General features: G+C 72.0%; 19 protein-coding genes. 3 read left to right on the top strand and 16 right to left on the bottom strand.

The window, feature by feature from the left end:
- Nucleotides 1–19: 19 nt before the first annotated feature.
- A complete protein-coding gene (locus MRBLMG1_RS16010) occupies nt 20–1,264 on the bottom strand; it encodes a GNAT family N-acetyltransferase (RefSeq protein WP_367824679.1) in 1,245 nt (414 codons plus the stop codon).
- Between the two features lie 93 nt (nt 1,265–1,357).
- Nucleotides 1,358–1,978, bottom strand: coding sequence for an ABC transporter substrate-binding protein (locus MRBLMG1_RS16005; protein ID WP_367824678.1), 621 nt, complete (start codon nt 1,976–1,978; stop codon nt 1,358–1,360).
- Between the two features lie 139 nt (nt 1,979–2,117).
- Here MRBLMG1_RS16005 and dtd point away from each other — a divergent pair, with 139 nt between their 5' ends.
- On the top strand, nt 2,118–2,543 hold the full coding sequence (gene dtd / locus MRBLMG1_RS16000; protein WP_367824677.1) for a D-aminoacyl-tRNA deacylase: 426 nt from the start codon (nt 2,118–2,120) through the stop codon (nt 2,541–2,543).
- Nucleotides 2,544–2,603: 60 nt separating this feature from the next.
- Here dtd and MRBLMG1_RS15995 read toward each other — a convergent pair whose 3' ends face one another.
- From MRBLMG1_RS15995 to MRBLMG1_RS15970, 6 genes are all read right to left on the bottom strand, one after another.
- Nucleotides 2,604–3,584, bottom strand: coding sequence for a YgfZ/GcvT domain-containing protein (locus tag MRBLMG1_RS15995; RefSeq protein WP_367824676.1), 981 nt, complete (start codon nt 3,582–3,584; stop codon nt 2,604–2,606).
- Nucleotides 3,585–3,594: 10 nt separating this feature from the next.
- Nucleotides 3,595–4,032, bottom strand: a complete 438-nt coding sequence (locus MRBLMG1_RS15990; protein WP_367824675.1) for a Fur family transcriptional regulator — start codon at nt 4,030–4,032, stop codon at nt 3,595–3,597.
- 39 nt (nt 4,033–4,071) lie between these two features.
- Nucleotides 4,072–4,644, bottom strand: coding sequence for an FABP family protein (locus MRBLMG1_RS15985; protein ID WP_367824674.1), 573 nt, complete (start codon nt 4,642–4,644; stop codon nt 4,072–4,074).
- Nucleotides 4,645–4,872: 228 nt separating this feature from the next.
- On the bottom strand, nt 4,873–5,727 hold the full coding sequence (locus MRBLMG1_RS15980) for a hypothetical protein (RefSeq protein ID WP_367824673.1): 855 nt from the start codon (nt 5,725–5,727) through the stop codon (nt 4,873–4,875).
- Nucleotides 5,724–6,512, bottom strand: a complete 789-nt coding sequence (locus MRBLMG1_RS15975) for a hypothetical protein (protein WP_367824672.1) — start codon at nt 6,510–6,512, stop codon at nt 5,724–5,726. Before MRBLMG1_RS15975 ends, MRBLMG1_RS15980 begins: the two co-directional genes overlap by 4 nt.
- Entirely contained in the window at nt 6,509–7,339 is an 831-nt protein-coding gene (locus MRBLMG1_RS15970) for a hypothetical protein (protein WP_367824671.1), read from the bottom strand. The genes MRBLMG1_RS15975 and MRBLMG1_RS15970 overlap by 4 nt, the downstream gene beginning before the upstream one ends.
- Nucleotides 7,340–7,526: 187 nt before the next feature.
- On the opposite strand from MRBLMG1_RS15970, the gene MRBLMG1_RS15965 reads away from it, so the two are divergent.
- On the top strand, nt 7,527–7,889 hold the full coding sequence (locus MRBLMG1_RS15965) for a DsrE family protein (protein ID WP_367824670.1): 363 nt from the start codon (nt 7,527–7,529) through the stop codon (nt 7,887–7,889).
- A gap of 63 nt (nt 7,890–7,952) precedes the next feature.
- On the opposite strand, the gene MRBLMG1_RS15960 is transcribed toward MRBLMG1_RS15965, so the two are convergent.
- From MRBLMG1_RS15960 to MRBLMG1_RS15925, 8 genes are all read right to left on the bottom strand, one after another.
- A complete protein-coding gene (locus tag MRBLMG1_RS15960; RefSeq protein WP_414721590.1) occupies nt 7,953–8,285 on the bottom strand; it encodes a DUF3099 domain-containing protein in 333 nt (110 codons plus the stop codon).
- A 61-nt stretch (nt 8,286–8,346) separates the two neighbouring features.
- A complete protein-coding gene (locus MRBLMG1_RS15955) occupies nt 8,347–8,634 on the bottom strand; it encodes a DUF1416 domain-containing protein (protein ID WP_017242395.1) in 288 nt (95 codons plus the stop codon).
- A gap of 52 nt (nt 8,635–8,686) precedes the next feature.
- Nucleotides 8,687–9,532, bottom strand: coding sequence for a sulfurtransferase (locus MRBLMG1_RS15950; protein WP_367824668.1), 846 nt, complete (start codon nt 9,530–9,532; stop codon nt 8,687–8,689).
- Nucleotides 9,533–9,702: 170 nt separating this feature from the next.
- Nucleotides 9,703–9,783 (bottom strand): putative leader peptide, encoded by an 81-nt coding sequence (locus MRBLMG1_RS15945; protein WP_350497993.1) that lies wholly within the window; start codon nt 9,781–9,783, stop codon nt 9,703–9,705.
- Between the two features lie 268 nt (nt 9,784–10,051).
- Nucleotides 10,052–10,741, bottom strand: coding sequence for a DUF2993 domain-containing protein (locus MRBLMG1_RS15940; protein WP_367824667.1), 690 nt, complete (start codon nt 10,739–10,741; stop codon nt 10,052–10,054).
- A 123-nt stretch (nt 10,742–10,864) separates the two neighbouring features.
- Nucleotides 10,865–12,097, bottom strand: coding sequence for a hypothetical protein (locus MRBLMG1_RS15935; RefSeq protein WP_367824666.1), 1,233 nt, complete (start codon nt 12,095–12,097; stop codon nt 10,865–10,867).
- A gap of 10 nt (nt 12,098–12,107) precedes the next feature.
- Complete coding sequence (locus tag MRBLMG1_RS15930) at nt 12,108–12,362, bottom strand: MoaD/ThiS family protein (RefSeq protein WP_367824665.1); 255 nt, start codon at nt 12,360–12,362, stop codon at nt 12,108–12,110.
- 45 nt (nt 12,363–12,407) lie between these two features.
- Nucleotides 12,408–13,241: an alpha/beta hydrolase gene (locus tag MRBLMG1_RS15925; protein ID WP_367824664.1), complete on the bottom strand. Its 834-nt coding sequence runs from the start codon at nt 13,239–13,241 to the stop codon at nt 12,408–12,410.
- Nucleotides 13,242–13,460: 219 nt separating this feature from the next.
- Here MRBLMG1_RS15925 and MRBLMG1_RS15920 point away from each other — a divergent pair, with 219 nt between their 5' ends.
- Complete coding sequence (locus MRBLMG1_RS15920) at nt 13,461–14,270, top strand: winged helix-turn-helix domain-containing protein (protein WP_367824663.1); 810 nt, start codon at nt 13,461–13,463, stop codon at nt 14,268–14,270.
- The last annotated feature ends 20 nt before the right edge of the window (nt 14,271–14,290 follow it).

Raw genomic sequence — 14,290 nt, 5'->3', positions numbered from 1 at the left:
CCTGGGACGGGACCCCGGCTCAGAAGATGTCGGGCGAGAACGGTCGCAGGGGCGTACGGAACAGCAGGTCCGCGCGGACCGCCGCGCCCGCCGTCGACTCCTCGACGCGCCCGAGCCTGACCAGCCGCACCGCCGACTCGTCGCCGAACGCCAGCGTGCTCAACTCGCCGATGCCGAAGGCCAGATCGGCCGCGTCGGAGGTACGGACACAGGACGCGCCCGCCGGGGACGCGTCGAGCCGGAACCGCCCGCCGGCCAGGCCGTCCGCGTCCCGCACGTCGAGGACGAGACTCCCCTCCACCGGATACGTCCGGCTCTCCAGGACCCGGACGACGTCCAGGACCCGGACCCACAGCATGTCCGAGTACGTCAGGGTCCTCGCCGCGCGCGGGTCCGGCAGGAGCAGCGGCAGCGGGTCGTCGGGCGCCCGGTAGCCGCTGCGGACCGTGGAGATCCAGTCGATCGAGCAGAGGTAGTGCCACAGGGCGCGCTCGGCGGCCGGGGTGGCGGCGATCAGGTCCCGCACGGTCGCCGTGTTCACCGGCTGCTTCGTGTCGTCCCACTTGTCGTCGGCGCTGTACGCCACGTACCCCTCGACCTCGCCGGACTCCGACCGGTACATCGCGTAGTACGGCTCCCGCCACGGCTCGCTCTGGTGGCCGAGGCCGGTGCCGACCTCCCAGTCGCGGGTGCCGCGGTGGGTGACCGCCGCGCGGACGCCGGCCAGCCGCCGGTGCACCTCGGGGCCCGTCTTGCGGATCTCGTCGGCATCGGTGAGGTCGATCCGTCCGCCGTCCTCGGGGCGGCCCGAGCGGCGCGGGTCGAGACCTGCCCGGCGCACGTCCACACTCCACTCGGCGGCCCAGCTCGCCACGCCGAAGCCGTACCGCCCGTAGATCGGGTACTCGGCGGCGATCAGGGTCGCGACGGCGTCCCCGCGCTCCTTCGCGGCGGCGAGGTCCTCGCTCATCATCCGGCTGAGCAGGCCGCGCCTGCGGTGCGTCGGGGAGACGGTGACCTGGGTGATCGCGTCGGCGGTGAGGCTGCCGCCGCCGACCGTGCTGACCTCCTGCCGGAACGACCGGAAGGTGGCGACGATCCGGTCCCGGTCGAAGGCGCCGAGCGTCCGGCCGAGGTCCGCGTGCGCGAGCCGGTCCGCGGCCTCCGCGTCCGACACGACGGGCGGCCGGAGGAACCCGGTCCGCAGGGCCCGCTGCCAGTCCGGGAACTCGGACTCCGTCACCGTCCGCACGTCGACACTCATTCTTCCGACCCTATGCACGCGCCCGGCACCCCGCATCCGAGATTCCGCGGCGGCGGACCCCACCGGCGGACCCGGCTCCGCGGCCGCCCGGGCTCAGGCCAGCAGGTCGTCGACCTGCGCCTCGCCGTCGCGGTAGCGGCGGGCGATCTCCGCGCTGCAGTCGTCGGCGGTCCGCTGGAGGTGCTGCCGGCGCCGCGAGACCTGCTGCTCGTACCCGGCGAGCCGGCCCATCGCCGCATGCAGCTCGTCGTCCGTCCGGGCCGTCAGGTCCGACAGCTCGACCTCCGACAGCATCTCGGCCGCCAGCCGCCGGTACTCCTCGCCGCGCGGCGTCGACAGCGTCACGTGCCGGGCCGAGGTGCGGTGCCGGGACGGCACGTCGGCGAGGATCTCGGAGAGCCGGTCGAGGACCGGGGCCTCCGGGTCGGTCCGCCGCGCCAGCTCGGCCCGCAGGATGTCGATCCGGCCCTGGAGCATCCGCCGCACGTAGCTCAGGTCGGCCTCGTCGCTCTGCGCCTCGCGCCGCAGCGTGCGCAGCTCCGGCAGCCGCAGCGTGCCGAGGTCGGGCTGCCCCGGGTCCGGCAGGGCGGGCTCGGCGGTCCGCTGCACGGGTGGGCGCGTCACGGGGCCTCCGCCCGGTCCTCCGCCCGGATGTCCGGAGCGGGTCAGCGGTACGGGGCCGGACGGCGTCGGCCCGGTGCCAGGTGCACTCATGAGAATCGTCCCCTCGACCGGTGCGGAACCGCACCGCCTCTCACGCATGGTGCCACTCCTGCCCGCGCGCGTGCAGGCGCTCTGCACCCGTTCGGCCCCTCGTCCTTCGGACCGCCGCCCGCTCGGTAGGTTGGTGCGCATGCGAGCAGTGGTGCAGAGGGTCGACGGCGCGAGCGTCGTCGTCGCAGGGGAGACCGTCGGTGAGATCACCGGCGAGGGGCTGTGCGTGCTGGTGGGGGTGACCCACGACGACACCCCGGAGAAGGCCGCCCAATTGGCCAGAAAGCTCTGGTCCGTCCGGGTACTGGAAGGCGAGAAGTCGTGCTCCGACGTGAACGCGCCGCTCCTCGTCATCTCCCAGTTCACGCTGTACGGAGACGCCCGCAAGGGCCGCCGCCCCACCTGGAACGCGGCCGCGCCCGGCCCGGTCGCCGAGCCGCTCGTCGACGAGGTGGTCGCCCGGCTGCGCCAGCTGGGCGCGCACGTGGAGACGGGCCGCTTCGGAGCGGACATGCGCGTCTCGCTCACGAACCACGGCCCGTTCACGGTGCTGCTCGACGTGTGACCCGCCGGGCCCCGGCCGTGCGACCCGCCGGGACCCGGCGGGTGTCACGACGCGGCGGCCCTACGGCTCGACGACGGTCTCCTGAGCGGCGGCCGTCGTGCCGGCGATCAGCGGGGCGTCCACCGGCACGTTCCGCTTCACCAGGGCCAGGGCGATCGGACCCAGTTCGTGGTGGCGGACGGCCGTCGTCACGAAGCCGAGCTGCCGGCCCTCCTCGCCGTCGGCCGCGAGGCGGAGGGGAGTGCCGTGGGCGGGCAGCAGGACCTCGCTGCCGTCCAGGTGCAGGAAGACGAGCCGGCGCGGCGGCTTCCCCAGGTTCTGCACCCGGGCGACGGTCTCCTGGCCCCGGTAGCAGCCCTTCTGGAGGTGGACGGCGCTGCCGATGAAACCGACCTCGTGCGGGATCGTCCGGTGGTCGGTCTCGAAGCCGAGCCGGGGCCGGTGGCCCTCGACCCGCAGCGCCTCGTACGCGAGGATGCCGGCGGCCGGACCGTGCGAGGCCGCGAAGGACTCCAGGTCGGCGCGGGGCAGGAACAGGTCGCGGCCGTGCGCGGTCTCCCGTACGACGACGCCCTCGGGCGACTCGGCGACGGAGCCGGCCGGGAGGTGGACGACCGCGATGTCCTCCGTGCGGTCGGCGACCTCCACCCGGTAGAAGAACTTCATCGACTCCAGGTACGCGACGAGCTCCTCGCGCGTCCCCGGCTCGACGTGCGCCCACACCGTCTCGCCGTCGTCGACGAGGTACAGGGCGTGCTCGATGTGCCCGTTCGCGGAGAGGATCAGCGCCTCGGTGGCCCGCCCGGCCGGCAGGTCGGTCATGAACTGGGTCACCAGCAGGTGCAGCCAGCTCAGTCGGTCGTCGCCGGAGACGGCGATGACACCGCGGTGGGAGAGGTCGACGAAACCGTTCCCCTCGGCGAGGGCGCGCTGCTCGCGGAACAGGTCGCCGTAGTGCGCGGCGACGCCTTCGTCGCGGCCTTCGGCGGCGACCGCACCGGGCAGGGACAGCAGGGGGCTGGTCGTGGAATGTCGCTGCATGACAGAAAGCCTACGACTCCGCGTCGGCGGCCTTCCGGGCGCAGTCCGCGCACCTGCCGAAGATCGCGAAGTGCTTCATGTCCGTCTCGAACCCGAACGTCTCCCGGAGCTTCCCGGTGAAGTCCGCGGCCACCTCGACGTCCGCCTCGATCACCTCGGAGCAGTCCCGGCACACCAGGTGCAGATGGTGGTGCCGGTCCGCGAGGTGGTACGTCGGAGCCCCGTGCCCCAGATGGGCGTGGCTCACGAGCCCGAGCTCCTCCAGGAGCTCCAGGGTCCGGTACACCGTCGAGATGTTCACCCCCGACGCGGTCCTGCGGACCTCGACCAGGATGTCGTCGGGCGTCGCGTGCTCCAGCGCGTCGACGGCCTCAAGGACAAGCTGGCGCTGCGGCGTCAGCCGGTAACCGCGCTGCCGCAGATCGCTCTTCCAGTCGGTGCTCACCACGCCCCCCAGTGTAGGAGGGCGCGGCGCGTCACCCTAGACCTAGCGGAAGAACGCGATGCCGTCGTCCGGCATGTCGGGCAGGTTGCGGGCCATCTCCGCGACCTCTTCCGGCGTGACGACCTTCTTGAGGTGCGCCGACATGTACGGGCGGAGCGGGACCTCGGGGGTCGCCTTCTCGCCCACCCACATGAGGTCGCTCTTCACGTAGCCGTAGAGCCGCTTGCCACCGCTGTACGGGCCGGAGGCCGCGGTCCGGGCGACGGCGTCCGTCGCCAGGTCGATCTGCGGCTTCTGGTCGGCGAGCTCGCCGTACCAGATCTCGACGATGCCCTGGTCGCGGACCATGACGATCTCGACCTTGCGGTCCTTGTCGATCCGCCAGTAGCCGCTCTCGCTCTCCAGCGGGCGGACCTTGTTGCCGTCGTTGTCCAGGACCCAGGAGTGCGAGTGGTACTCGATGAAGTCCCGGCCGTCGTGGCTGAACGTCACGGACTGGCCGAAGTTGCACTTCTCGGCGCCGGGGAAGTCGGAGACGCCCGCGCCCTCCCACGTACCGAGCAGGAACGCGAGGGGGACGAGGTCCGGGTTGAGGTCGGACGGAATCTCGATCATGAGCAGCTCTGGCGTTCTCTAGAAGTGGTTACCGCTGGCCCTGGTACAGCTTCTTCACGGCGAGACCGGTGAAGGCGAGCACGCCCACACAGACCAGGACAAGCAGAGCTTCGAAGAAAACGATCACGGAATGCTCCTCGACTGAGGTGTGAAGGCGAAACGGGCCGGACCCCAGCTTAGTGGGCTGGGGTCCGGGCCACTCGGTGAGGTGGGTCTCGCCCCCTCCCACTACCCCAGCAGCTGGTTCTGCAGCGTCACCGTCTGCCGGAACGGCACCGCGAGCGCCTCCCCCTTGCGCGTCTGCGTGATCAGCGCGAGCGTGTCACCGGCCTGGACGTAGGCCCAGCGCGTCTGCTCCGGGCCGTAGGGCTTCTGCTCCCGGTAGGCGTTCGCACGCGTCGACGGAACGCCGATGTCATCCGTGAAGCTCTCCGCGTCGACGCGTTCCACCCCCTCCGGCAGGGCCGTCGGGCCGTCGGTGCCGTCCACCTCGACGGCCCCGCGCAGGTACTCCTCGGCGTACGCCACCGAGCCGAACCTGAGCAGGTGGATGCTGGTGCGGGTGCCGTCGGGGGTAGTCCACCCGCGGGCGGCGATGTTCCGCAGGGGGGCGTCCGCGAGCGCCTGCCGCAGGTCGCCGCGGAACTCCTTCCCGTAGAGGGAGAGGTACGCGTCGGTGGACACGAACCCGCCGTTCAGCTTCGGGTCCGGCGTCGCACCGGCCGGCGCGGGCAGCAGCAGTGCGCGCGGGTCGGCGTAGTGCACCTCGCCGTCGTTGCCGTCGGTGAAGGGGCGGGGCCGGTCCGCCGGCAGCGGCGGCAGTTTAAGCCGCGGGTACTCCCAGCGGCCGTCGCCCTCGGTCGCCAGCCCGGGCACGTCTTCCCGGTCGAGCGCGGTGATCCCCATGGCGGTGCCGGCGCCCACGCCGCCGCACACCACGACGGCGGCCGTCCAGCGGGCGACGGCCCACAGGACGCGGCGGCTGCGCCGGGGTGCGGCACCGCCCACCGTCTCCGGGGCGGCCGTGGCCTCCACCGCGTCGGCGGCCGTCTCGGCCTGCTGCTCGGTCAGTTGCTCGGTCATACGTACTCCCCCGGAGACGCGATGTGGCGGAGCTGCTTCTCAACGAGGTCGCCCACGGCCTTCTGGTCGAAGGGCGGGGATCCGTACGCCCGGACGGTGATCATGAACTCGCCGTCGTACGCCGAACAGACCATGTCCTGGAGGTCGGGATTCCGCTGGCCGCCCTTGTGCTGCTTGGGCTCCTCGGGCTTGGGCCCCAGGTAGCAGGCGGAGTTCTTCGCGTACTCCTTGATCTTCGGGCCCTTGCGCAGCTCCAGGAGCTCGGAGAAGTCCTTCCGGACCTCGAAGAACTCGCGGACCGCCTTCTTGTCCTTCATGCGCAGGATGAGCACTTCGGCCTGGAAGGTGCCGGCGTCGTCGGCGTACGAGCGCATCGCCATGCCCTGGATGCCGAGCCGGTCGACCTCCTTCTCGTACGCGCGGCGCTGCTTGCCGTAGAAGCCCTTGCCCGTCACCTTGAGGAGGGCCTGGGCCTGCTTCGCCGACACCTCGGCGTCGTTGCCGTAACCCTCGATGTCCGACCCGAGCACCAGGCCGTCCGGCACCGGCAGGAGGAGCTTGCTCAGCGGCGTCGACGCCCGGCCCCGCAGGAAGCCGGCGGCGGGGTCCTCGGGGGTCGCGGTCGTGCTGGGCTCCGCCCACCCCACCGTCGGCGCGGTCCGGTCGGCGCCGTCGGCCGTGACGGCGGTGTACGCGACGCCGCCGCCGACGGCCCCGAGCACGAGCACGGAGACCAGGACGTTCTTCAGGATCCGGCGTGTGCGGCTCCCTGCCTTCTCGCTCACAGGCGCCCCAGTTGCCGCTCGGCCAGAGAGCGGATCTCGCTCTCGGCGATCTTGTGTGTGTCGTACATGAGGATCGTGATCGCGATGTCGCCGCGCTGGATGAAGGCACGGGCCTCGTACGCGTCCATGTAGCCGGCCTCCCGGCGTACCGGGTAGATGTAGTAGCGGCCGTTCGTGGAGCCCTTCACCTCGTGTCCGAGGGATCCGGACTTCCCCTCGCTCGCGGTGATGCGCTGCTGCTGTGTCGCGTGCTCGAAGGCTCCGAGCCTGGAGTCCGGCCGGTACTGCACGAGTTCGATCCGGACGCTCTTGTACTCGCCCACCAGCCATCCGCGTGTGGCGATGCGGCGGATGCCCGAGGTGAGCCCGTCCTGGAGCCTCCCGTCGGGCATGGTGAACGTGTCGGCGTACGCGTCCAGCGGCTGCCACCCGTCCGTGCCGTCGGCGCGCGCCCCCTTCGGCCTAGGCAGCAGCAGCTTCCGCAGGTCGCCCTGCGCCTTCGACTGAAGGTCCTCCTTCGCCGACAGCGGCTCGGGGCCCTCGCCCTCGGGGAGCGGCTTGGCCGGGTAGGCGAGGCCGGGCTGGTTGAGGGCGGGCAGCGGGGTGGGTTCGCGGTCGGCTTGGATGCGGTAGCCGACGGCGGTGCCGCCGACGAGACCGAGGACGGCGGCGACGGCGATCAGGCCGATCGTACGGAGGACCCGGCGGCGCGGGCGGGCGACGGGTGCCGGCGGGTCGCCGGCGGTGTTCCCGTCAGCAGTCCCGGAGGCTTCCGGGGCCTCCGGGGCCTCCGTGTTCCCCGCGTCCCCGTCGTCGTCAGGATTCACGACTGGAGGCGCTGGTTCCGGTTCGGTGTTCTGCTCCGGCGGTGGCGCTGTTCCCTGGTTTGGGATGGTTTCTTCGTTGCTCAAGAGTCCCCCCACGAGACCTGAACGGCGGATTCCGTCATCCGCGCACCCAGCTGACACGTGAGGGGCGCATGGGGTTGCAGTGTCGCGCATTACAGTTCGGTATATGGCGAAGAAGCTCGTGATCAAGGTGACCGCAGGGGCCGACGCCCCCGAACGCTGCTCGCAGGCCTTCACGGTGGCCGCCGTCGCGGTCGCGAGCGGTGTCGAGGTCTCGCTGTGGCTGACCGGCGAGTCCTCGTGGTTCGCACTGCCGGGCCGGGCGGCGGAGTTCGAGCTTCCGCACGCGGCGCCGCTGCCGGACCTGATCGAGTCGATCCTGGCGGCCGGCCGCGTCACGCTCTGCACGCAGTGCGCCGCCCGCCGCGAGATCACCGAGTCGGACGTCCTCGACGGCGTCCGCATCGCGGGCGCCCAGGTCTTCGTCCAGGAAGCGATGGCCGACGAGACACAGGCCCTCGTCTACTGACCTCTACTGACCTCTACGGACCTCTACAGACCTCTACGGACCTCGACGCGCCCCTCGCGGCGCTCACGGCTCCCGGCGCTTCTTGCCGTCCAGCTCGTCCCACCACTCGTCGGACTGGGGGTCGCCCGAGGGGTCGTCCCACCAGCGGTCCTCGGGGCCGCGGCGGTTGGCGACCATGGCGGCGACGGGCGGGATGACCATGGCGACGACGCACATGCCGATCGCGACGGGCATGGAGAAGAGGCGCACGACGGCCCAGGCGCCCACGAAGAGGACCAGGCAGGCGCCCATCATCCAGAAGTAGACGTGCCGACGCCGCGCGTACACGTCTTCAGGGTACGGCGGGGCGGGCTTCCGGGCGAGGAAGAGGGAAGACCGGAGGGCCGTGCCTCTCAGTCCTGGTGATGGCGTCCAACCCCCCAGGAGGCACGGCCCTCCGGCCGTTCGAGTGCGCGGATCAGACCGCGATGGCGACCTCCGCGAGGCCACCCTTCTGGGCGACGACCTGGCGGTCGGCGGTGCCGCCGGGAACCAGGGCGCGGACGGTCCAGGTGCCCTCGGCCGCGTAGAAGCGGAACTGTCCGGTGGCGGAGGTCGGGACCTCGGCCGTGAACTCGCCGGTCGAGTCCAGGAGGCGGACGTAACCGGTGACGGGCTCGCCGTCCTTGGTCACGAAGCCCTGGATGGTGGTCTCACCGGGCTTGATCGTCGAGGCGTCGGGGCCGCCGGGCTGCGCTCCACACATGATGTTCTGTCCTTACGGTCGAGGGGTCCGGAGGGGAGGAGGGTCCGGGGACTTACTTGTTGGCGCCGAGCTCGATCGGCACGCCGACGAGGGAGCCGTACTCGGTCCACGAGCCGTCGTAGTTCTTGACGTTCGTGACCTCGAGGAGCTCGTGCAGGACGAACCAGGTCAGCGCGGAGCGCTCGCCGATGCGGCAGTAGGCGATGGTGTCCTTCGCCAGGTCGACCTGCTCGGCCTCGTAGAGGGCCTTGAGCTCGTCGTCCGACTTGAAGGTGCCGTCGTCGTTGGCGTTCTTCGACCACGGGATGTTGCGGGCGCTCGGCACGTGGCCGGGGCGCTGCGACTGCTCCTGCGGGAGGTGCGCCGGGGCGAGCAGCTTGCCGGAGAACTCGTCGGGCGAGCGGACGTCGACCAGGTTCTGGGCGCCGATCGCGGCCACGACGTCGTCGCGGAAGGCGCGGATCGAGGAGTCCTGGGCCTTGGCCTTGTACTCGGTGGCCGGGCGGGCCGGGATCTCGGAGCCGTCGACCAGGTCGCGGGAGTCGAGCTCCCACTTCTTGCGGCCGCCGTCGAGGAGCTTCACGTCCTGGTGGCCGTAGAGCTTGAAGTACCAGTAGGCGTAGGAGGCGAACCAGTTGTTGTTGCCGCCGTAGAGGACGACCGTGGTGTCGTTCGCGATGCCCTTGGCCGAGAGGAGCTTCTCGAAGCCCTCCTGGTCGATGAAGTCGCGGCGGACCGGGTCCTGGAGGTCCTGGGTCCAGTCGATCCGGATGGCGTTGCGGATGTGGTTCTTCTCGTAGGCCGAGGTGTCCTCGTCGACCTCGACGAGGGCGACCTGCGGGTTGTCGAGGTTGGCCTCGACCCAGTCCGCGTCGACCAGTACGTCGCTGCGAGCCATGCTGTTCTCCTCCGGGGCAGTGTGCGGCGGTGTGGTGCGGGTGGTGCGTGTGCGTGGCGCGGTACGCGTCGTCGCGTGGCGTACGGACTGCGGACGTGCGTACGGCGGTGCACAGATCGGCCCTGACCTCGGTGGGAGGGCCTGAGGAATACGGGAGTGGCGAGTCCCGCTCAGACGGAACGACAGAGCATGGCGGCGACGCGGCACAGGTCTACTGCCCGCCGCTTCGTGAGATCCGCCTGTCGCTTCATGTCCTCGATCGTAGGGACGGACAGGCGGCCGTGTCACCGGCGTGTCGTATTTTGAGACGGGATCGTCCGAGATACGAGACGCGATCACCGTACGGAGGGGCTCCGGGCGTCTCCGTACCCAGGCGTCCGGTTCTCCATCTGCGGATCGGACGGCGGCGTCTCAGCATGTGACCAAGGGGGGTCTTGGAGGGTGCCGGGGAGGGGCCTGGGGGCGGCGCGGAGGGGCCCGGGGCGCCGGGAAGGGGCCGTACGGTGCCGGCGGCGGGCGTCAGCCCGCCAGGACGACGTCCTGGCCGGTCACCATGACGGCGAGGCCGTCCGGGCGGGGCTCGACCTTCTCGACCTTCATGCCGGCGATCATGCCGATCGGGCGCTCGAAGTCGGTGCGGGCGCGCACGAGTTCCTCGATGCCGGGGATGCCCTCGCCGGGCACCTCGTCGGCGCGGACCCGGATCGTGCCACCGTCGACGACGGTCACCGTGGAGGTGACCGTACGGGTCAGGGTGCGGCCCATGATCTTCACGCCGCCGGTCACCTTCACCTTGCCGTTGCCGCCGTAGGCGACGGTGGCGTCCTGGTCGGCCGCGGCGGCGGTGAGGTCGGCGTACGAGATGAGGGCGGTGCCGGACGCGGAGCCGGCCTTCGCGCCCGCCCAGTCGCCGGTGACGGTCACGTCCCGCAGAACGGCGGTCAGTTCGCCGACCCGGATGCGCTTGCTGCCCGCCGTCGCCTGCACGCCGGTCGCCTTCACGTCGATCTGGTCGAACCGCTTGTCCGCGACCTGGGTGAGGAAGGGGAAGCCCTTGATGTCGACATCGATCGACTCGCTGGTGGCGGCCGAGAGCTTCACCCGGCTCGACGCCTCCGACTCGGCGTAGGCCACGGCCAGCCGGTCGATCCCGACGAGGATCCCGCCCAGCACGACAGCCAGGATCAGCAGAATCCGCAGTGCTCGCATGGGATGAGCGTCCCCCCGGTAGAAAGCTTCGGTGTGGAAAGTCTTCGGCCCCCCGACACGAAGATCGACGTGTCAGGGGGCCGGTTGGTTCCCGGCGCCCGGGGCGAGCGGGACGGGCGGGGCTCAGACCAGGGCGCGGCCGAGCAGGTAGACGGCGGGTGCGGCGGCCGTCAGCGGCAGCGCCACGCCCGCGGTCATGTGGACGAAGCGGGACGGGTAGTCGTAGCTCGCCGCCCGCAGGCCGACCAGCGCGCAGACGCCGGCGCCGAGGCCGAGGAGCGCCCCGGAGGTGCCCAGGTCCGTGAGGCCGCCGACCGCGACCCCCGCGCCCGCCGCCGCGAGCAGCGAGGCGATCAGGGAGACCGGGCCGGGCAGCGGCAGGGCCCGGGCGAGGACCGCGGCGGCGACGGCGACCCCGCCGACGACCACCGCGTCGGGCGCGGCGCCGAGGTGGCCGGTGGCGACGACGGTCAGCGCGGCGGAGGCGATGGTGGCCATCAGGCCGTACATCCGCTCGTCCGGGTCGGCGTGGCTGCGCAGCTGGAGGACGAGGCAGAGCAGCACCCAGACGCCGAGCGTGCCGAGGATCGCGGGGGCCGCGTGCTCACGGCCGGTGGCGAGCAGGGCGGCGTCCGCGACGAGCCCGCCGGCGAAGGCCAGGGCGATGCCCTGCCGGGCCGGCCACATGCCGTTGAGCCGGAACCAGCCCGCGGCCGTCAGGGCCTGGAGCAGGACCAGCGGGACGAGCAGCCCGTACGGGCCGACGGCGGCGCCGCCGGCGAGCAGGAGGCCGAGGAGGGCGGTCAGCGCGGCCGGCCGCATGCCGGGCTCGATGATCGGCGACCGGCCCTCGGCACGCGCCCGCTGGGCGTCGGTGATCCGGGTGTTCCCGGACGTCGTCGGCGAGGAGTACGCGGGCGCCGCCTCGGCCTCGGACGCCGGGGCGGGCGACGCTGCGGGAGCGGTGACCGGCGCGGGCGCGGCGCCCGGGGCCGGAGTCACGGCCGGGGCCGGAGTCGCGTCCGCCGCCTGCCGCGGTTCGCCGTAGTACTCCGCCGAACCCCCGTGCGACGGGTACTGCTCGTAGGGCTGCGCGTGCGGCTGCTCGTAGGGCTGGGCGTACGGCTCGTACGGCTGCGCCTGCGGCCGGTCGTACGCGTCCTGCGTCCCGTGGCCCGCGGGTGCCTGGGCCCGCGCGGCCCGGATCTGGTCGTACGAGACGGCGGGCTGGTACTGGGTGTCCCAGGTCTGGCCCTCCCACGTCTGCGTGACGTCGGCGGGGGCCTGCTGCCCGTTCTGCTGCCCGTCCGCGTACGGGTCGTACTGCTGCCCGCCGTAGTGGTGGTCGTTGCTCATGCTGTGGGGTTCACCCTCCTGCGAACGGGGGGAGCACCTCGACCGTGCCGCCCTCGGCAAGCCGTACGGTCTCATGGCTCCGGGTGCCGACGGGGTCGCCGTCGACCAGGAACGAGCACCTCAGGAGGACCTGCGACAGCTCGCCCGGGTGGTTCGCGCGGACCGCGTCGAGGGCCTCCGCCAGATTCCCGGCGGTGTACGGCTCCTCGGCGACTCCGGCGGCGGCCTTGGCCGCGGCCCAGTAGCGGATGGTTCCCGCTGCCATAGCGGCGCTCCCTTCGTTCGTGTGCGCGCCGCCACCCATGATGGGCTATGCGCGCGTGAGCCAGTCCCCGAGCCGGGCGAGCAGCCCGTCGTCCGCCGCGTTCTCGGCGTGGCCCATGCCGCGCTCCACCCACAGTTCCGCGGCGCCCGCGCCGGCCAGCATCCGCGGGTGGTCGAGCGGGAAGTACGCGTCCCGGTCGCCGTGCACCACGAGGAGCGGGGTCGGCGCGATCAGCGGCACCGCCTCCACCGGCGAGAGGGGTACGGGGTCCCAGGAGCGCCGGTCGATCCGGGTGCGGAACCCGTAGCGGCCGACGAGGCGGCCCGCCGGCCGGGTGACCACCCAGTGGACGCGGCGCATCGGGGCCGTACCCCGGTAGTACCAGCGGGCGGGTGCGGAGACGGAGGCGACGGCGTCCGCGCTCGCCGCCGTCCCCCGCTCCAGGGCGGCGTGGCGCAGGACGACGGACCCGCCCATGGAGAAGCCGACCGTCGCCACGCGCGCGTGGCCGAGCTCACGCGCCCAGCGGACGGCGGCGGACAGGTCGAGGACCTCCCGGTCGCCGACCGTGGACAGGCCGCCGGAGCCGCCGTGGCCGCGGAAGGAGAAGGTGACGACGGACGCGCCGCGCTCCGCGAGGACGCGGGCGGCGCGCCGGACGGCGGGCCGGTCGGCGGCGCCGGTGAAGCCGTGGGCGACGACGACCGCCGTACCGGTGACCGCCGAATCGGTGACACTTGCCCCGGAGGGTTCGTAAACCGCCTCGATCCGGACACCGTCATCGGTACGCAACATCGCGCGCCGGGGCAGCCGGGGATGGACGGAAGTGAGCGAGGAAACATCCACGATGTGAAATCGGCCCTCTGCCTCGGAACTCATGTGGGCTATTCTGCTTGCCAGAGGATCCGGGCAACGCAGCCCCCGGGTCCTTTTGTGTTTTCCGACCGTTGTTACGGACGGATGAACAAAAGCTCTCAGGGTGCGAGAGCCATACGTGAGCACACATAGACGTCCTCGCAGGGACCGAGGAGGAACCGACGTCATGGACGAGCGAACGACGTACGACGGACCGACGACGACCTGGGCAGGTGGGGAGCGATGAGCTCACTGCTGCTCCTGACCAATGCCCTCCAGCCGTCGACCGAGGTGCTGCCCGCACTCGGCCTGCTGCTGCACAACGTCCGGGTAGCCCCGGCCGAGGGCCCCGCCCTCGTGGACACCCCCGGCGCGGACGTGATCCTCGTCGACGGCAGGCGCGACCTCCCGCAGGTGCGCTCGCTCTGCCAGCTGCTGCGCTCCACCGGGCCCGGCTGTCCGCTGATCCTCGTCGTCACGGAGGGCGGCCTCGCGGCCGTCACCGCCGACTGGGGCATCGACGACGTGCTCCTGGACACGGCGGGCCCCGCCGAGGTCGAGGCGCGGCTCCGGCTCGCGATGGGCCGCCAGCAGATCGTCTCCGACGACTCCCCGATGGAGATCCGCAACGGCGACCTGTCGGTCGACGAGGCGACGTACAGCGCGAAGCTCAAGGGCCGGGTCCTGGACCTGACCTTCAAGGAGTTCGAGCTCCTCAAGTACCTGGCGCAGCATCCGGGCCGGGTGTTCACGCGCGCCCAGCTCCTCCAGGAGGTGTGGGGGTACGACTACTTCGGCGGCACCCGAACGGTCGACGTCCACGTACGGCGTCTGCGGGCCAAGCTCGGACCGGAGCACGAGTCGCTGATCGGCACCGTCCGCAACGTCGGCTACCGCTTCGTCACCCCGGAGAAGGTGGAGCGGGCCGCCGAGGAGGCCCGTGCCAAGGAGGGGGCCCGTGTGGGCTCCCGCGTCAAGGACGCCACGGAGGAGGTCACCCCCTTGGAGGACACGAACGTGGCGGATGCCACAGTGCGACCTGCCGGTAGGTAGGTCCCCCCGCGTAGACTTCC

Source organism: Streptomyces sp. LMG1-1-1.1 (assembly GCF_040815545.1).
GTDB lineage: Bacteria > Actinomycetota > Actinomycetes > Streptomycetales > Streptomycetaceae > Streptomyces.
Note: the sequence above shows the minus strand (reverse complement) of the source record. Positions and strands in the feature narration are given on the sequence as shown.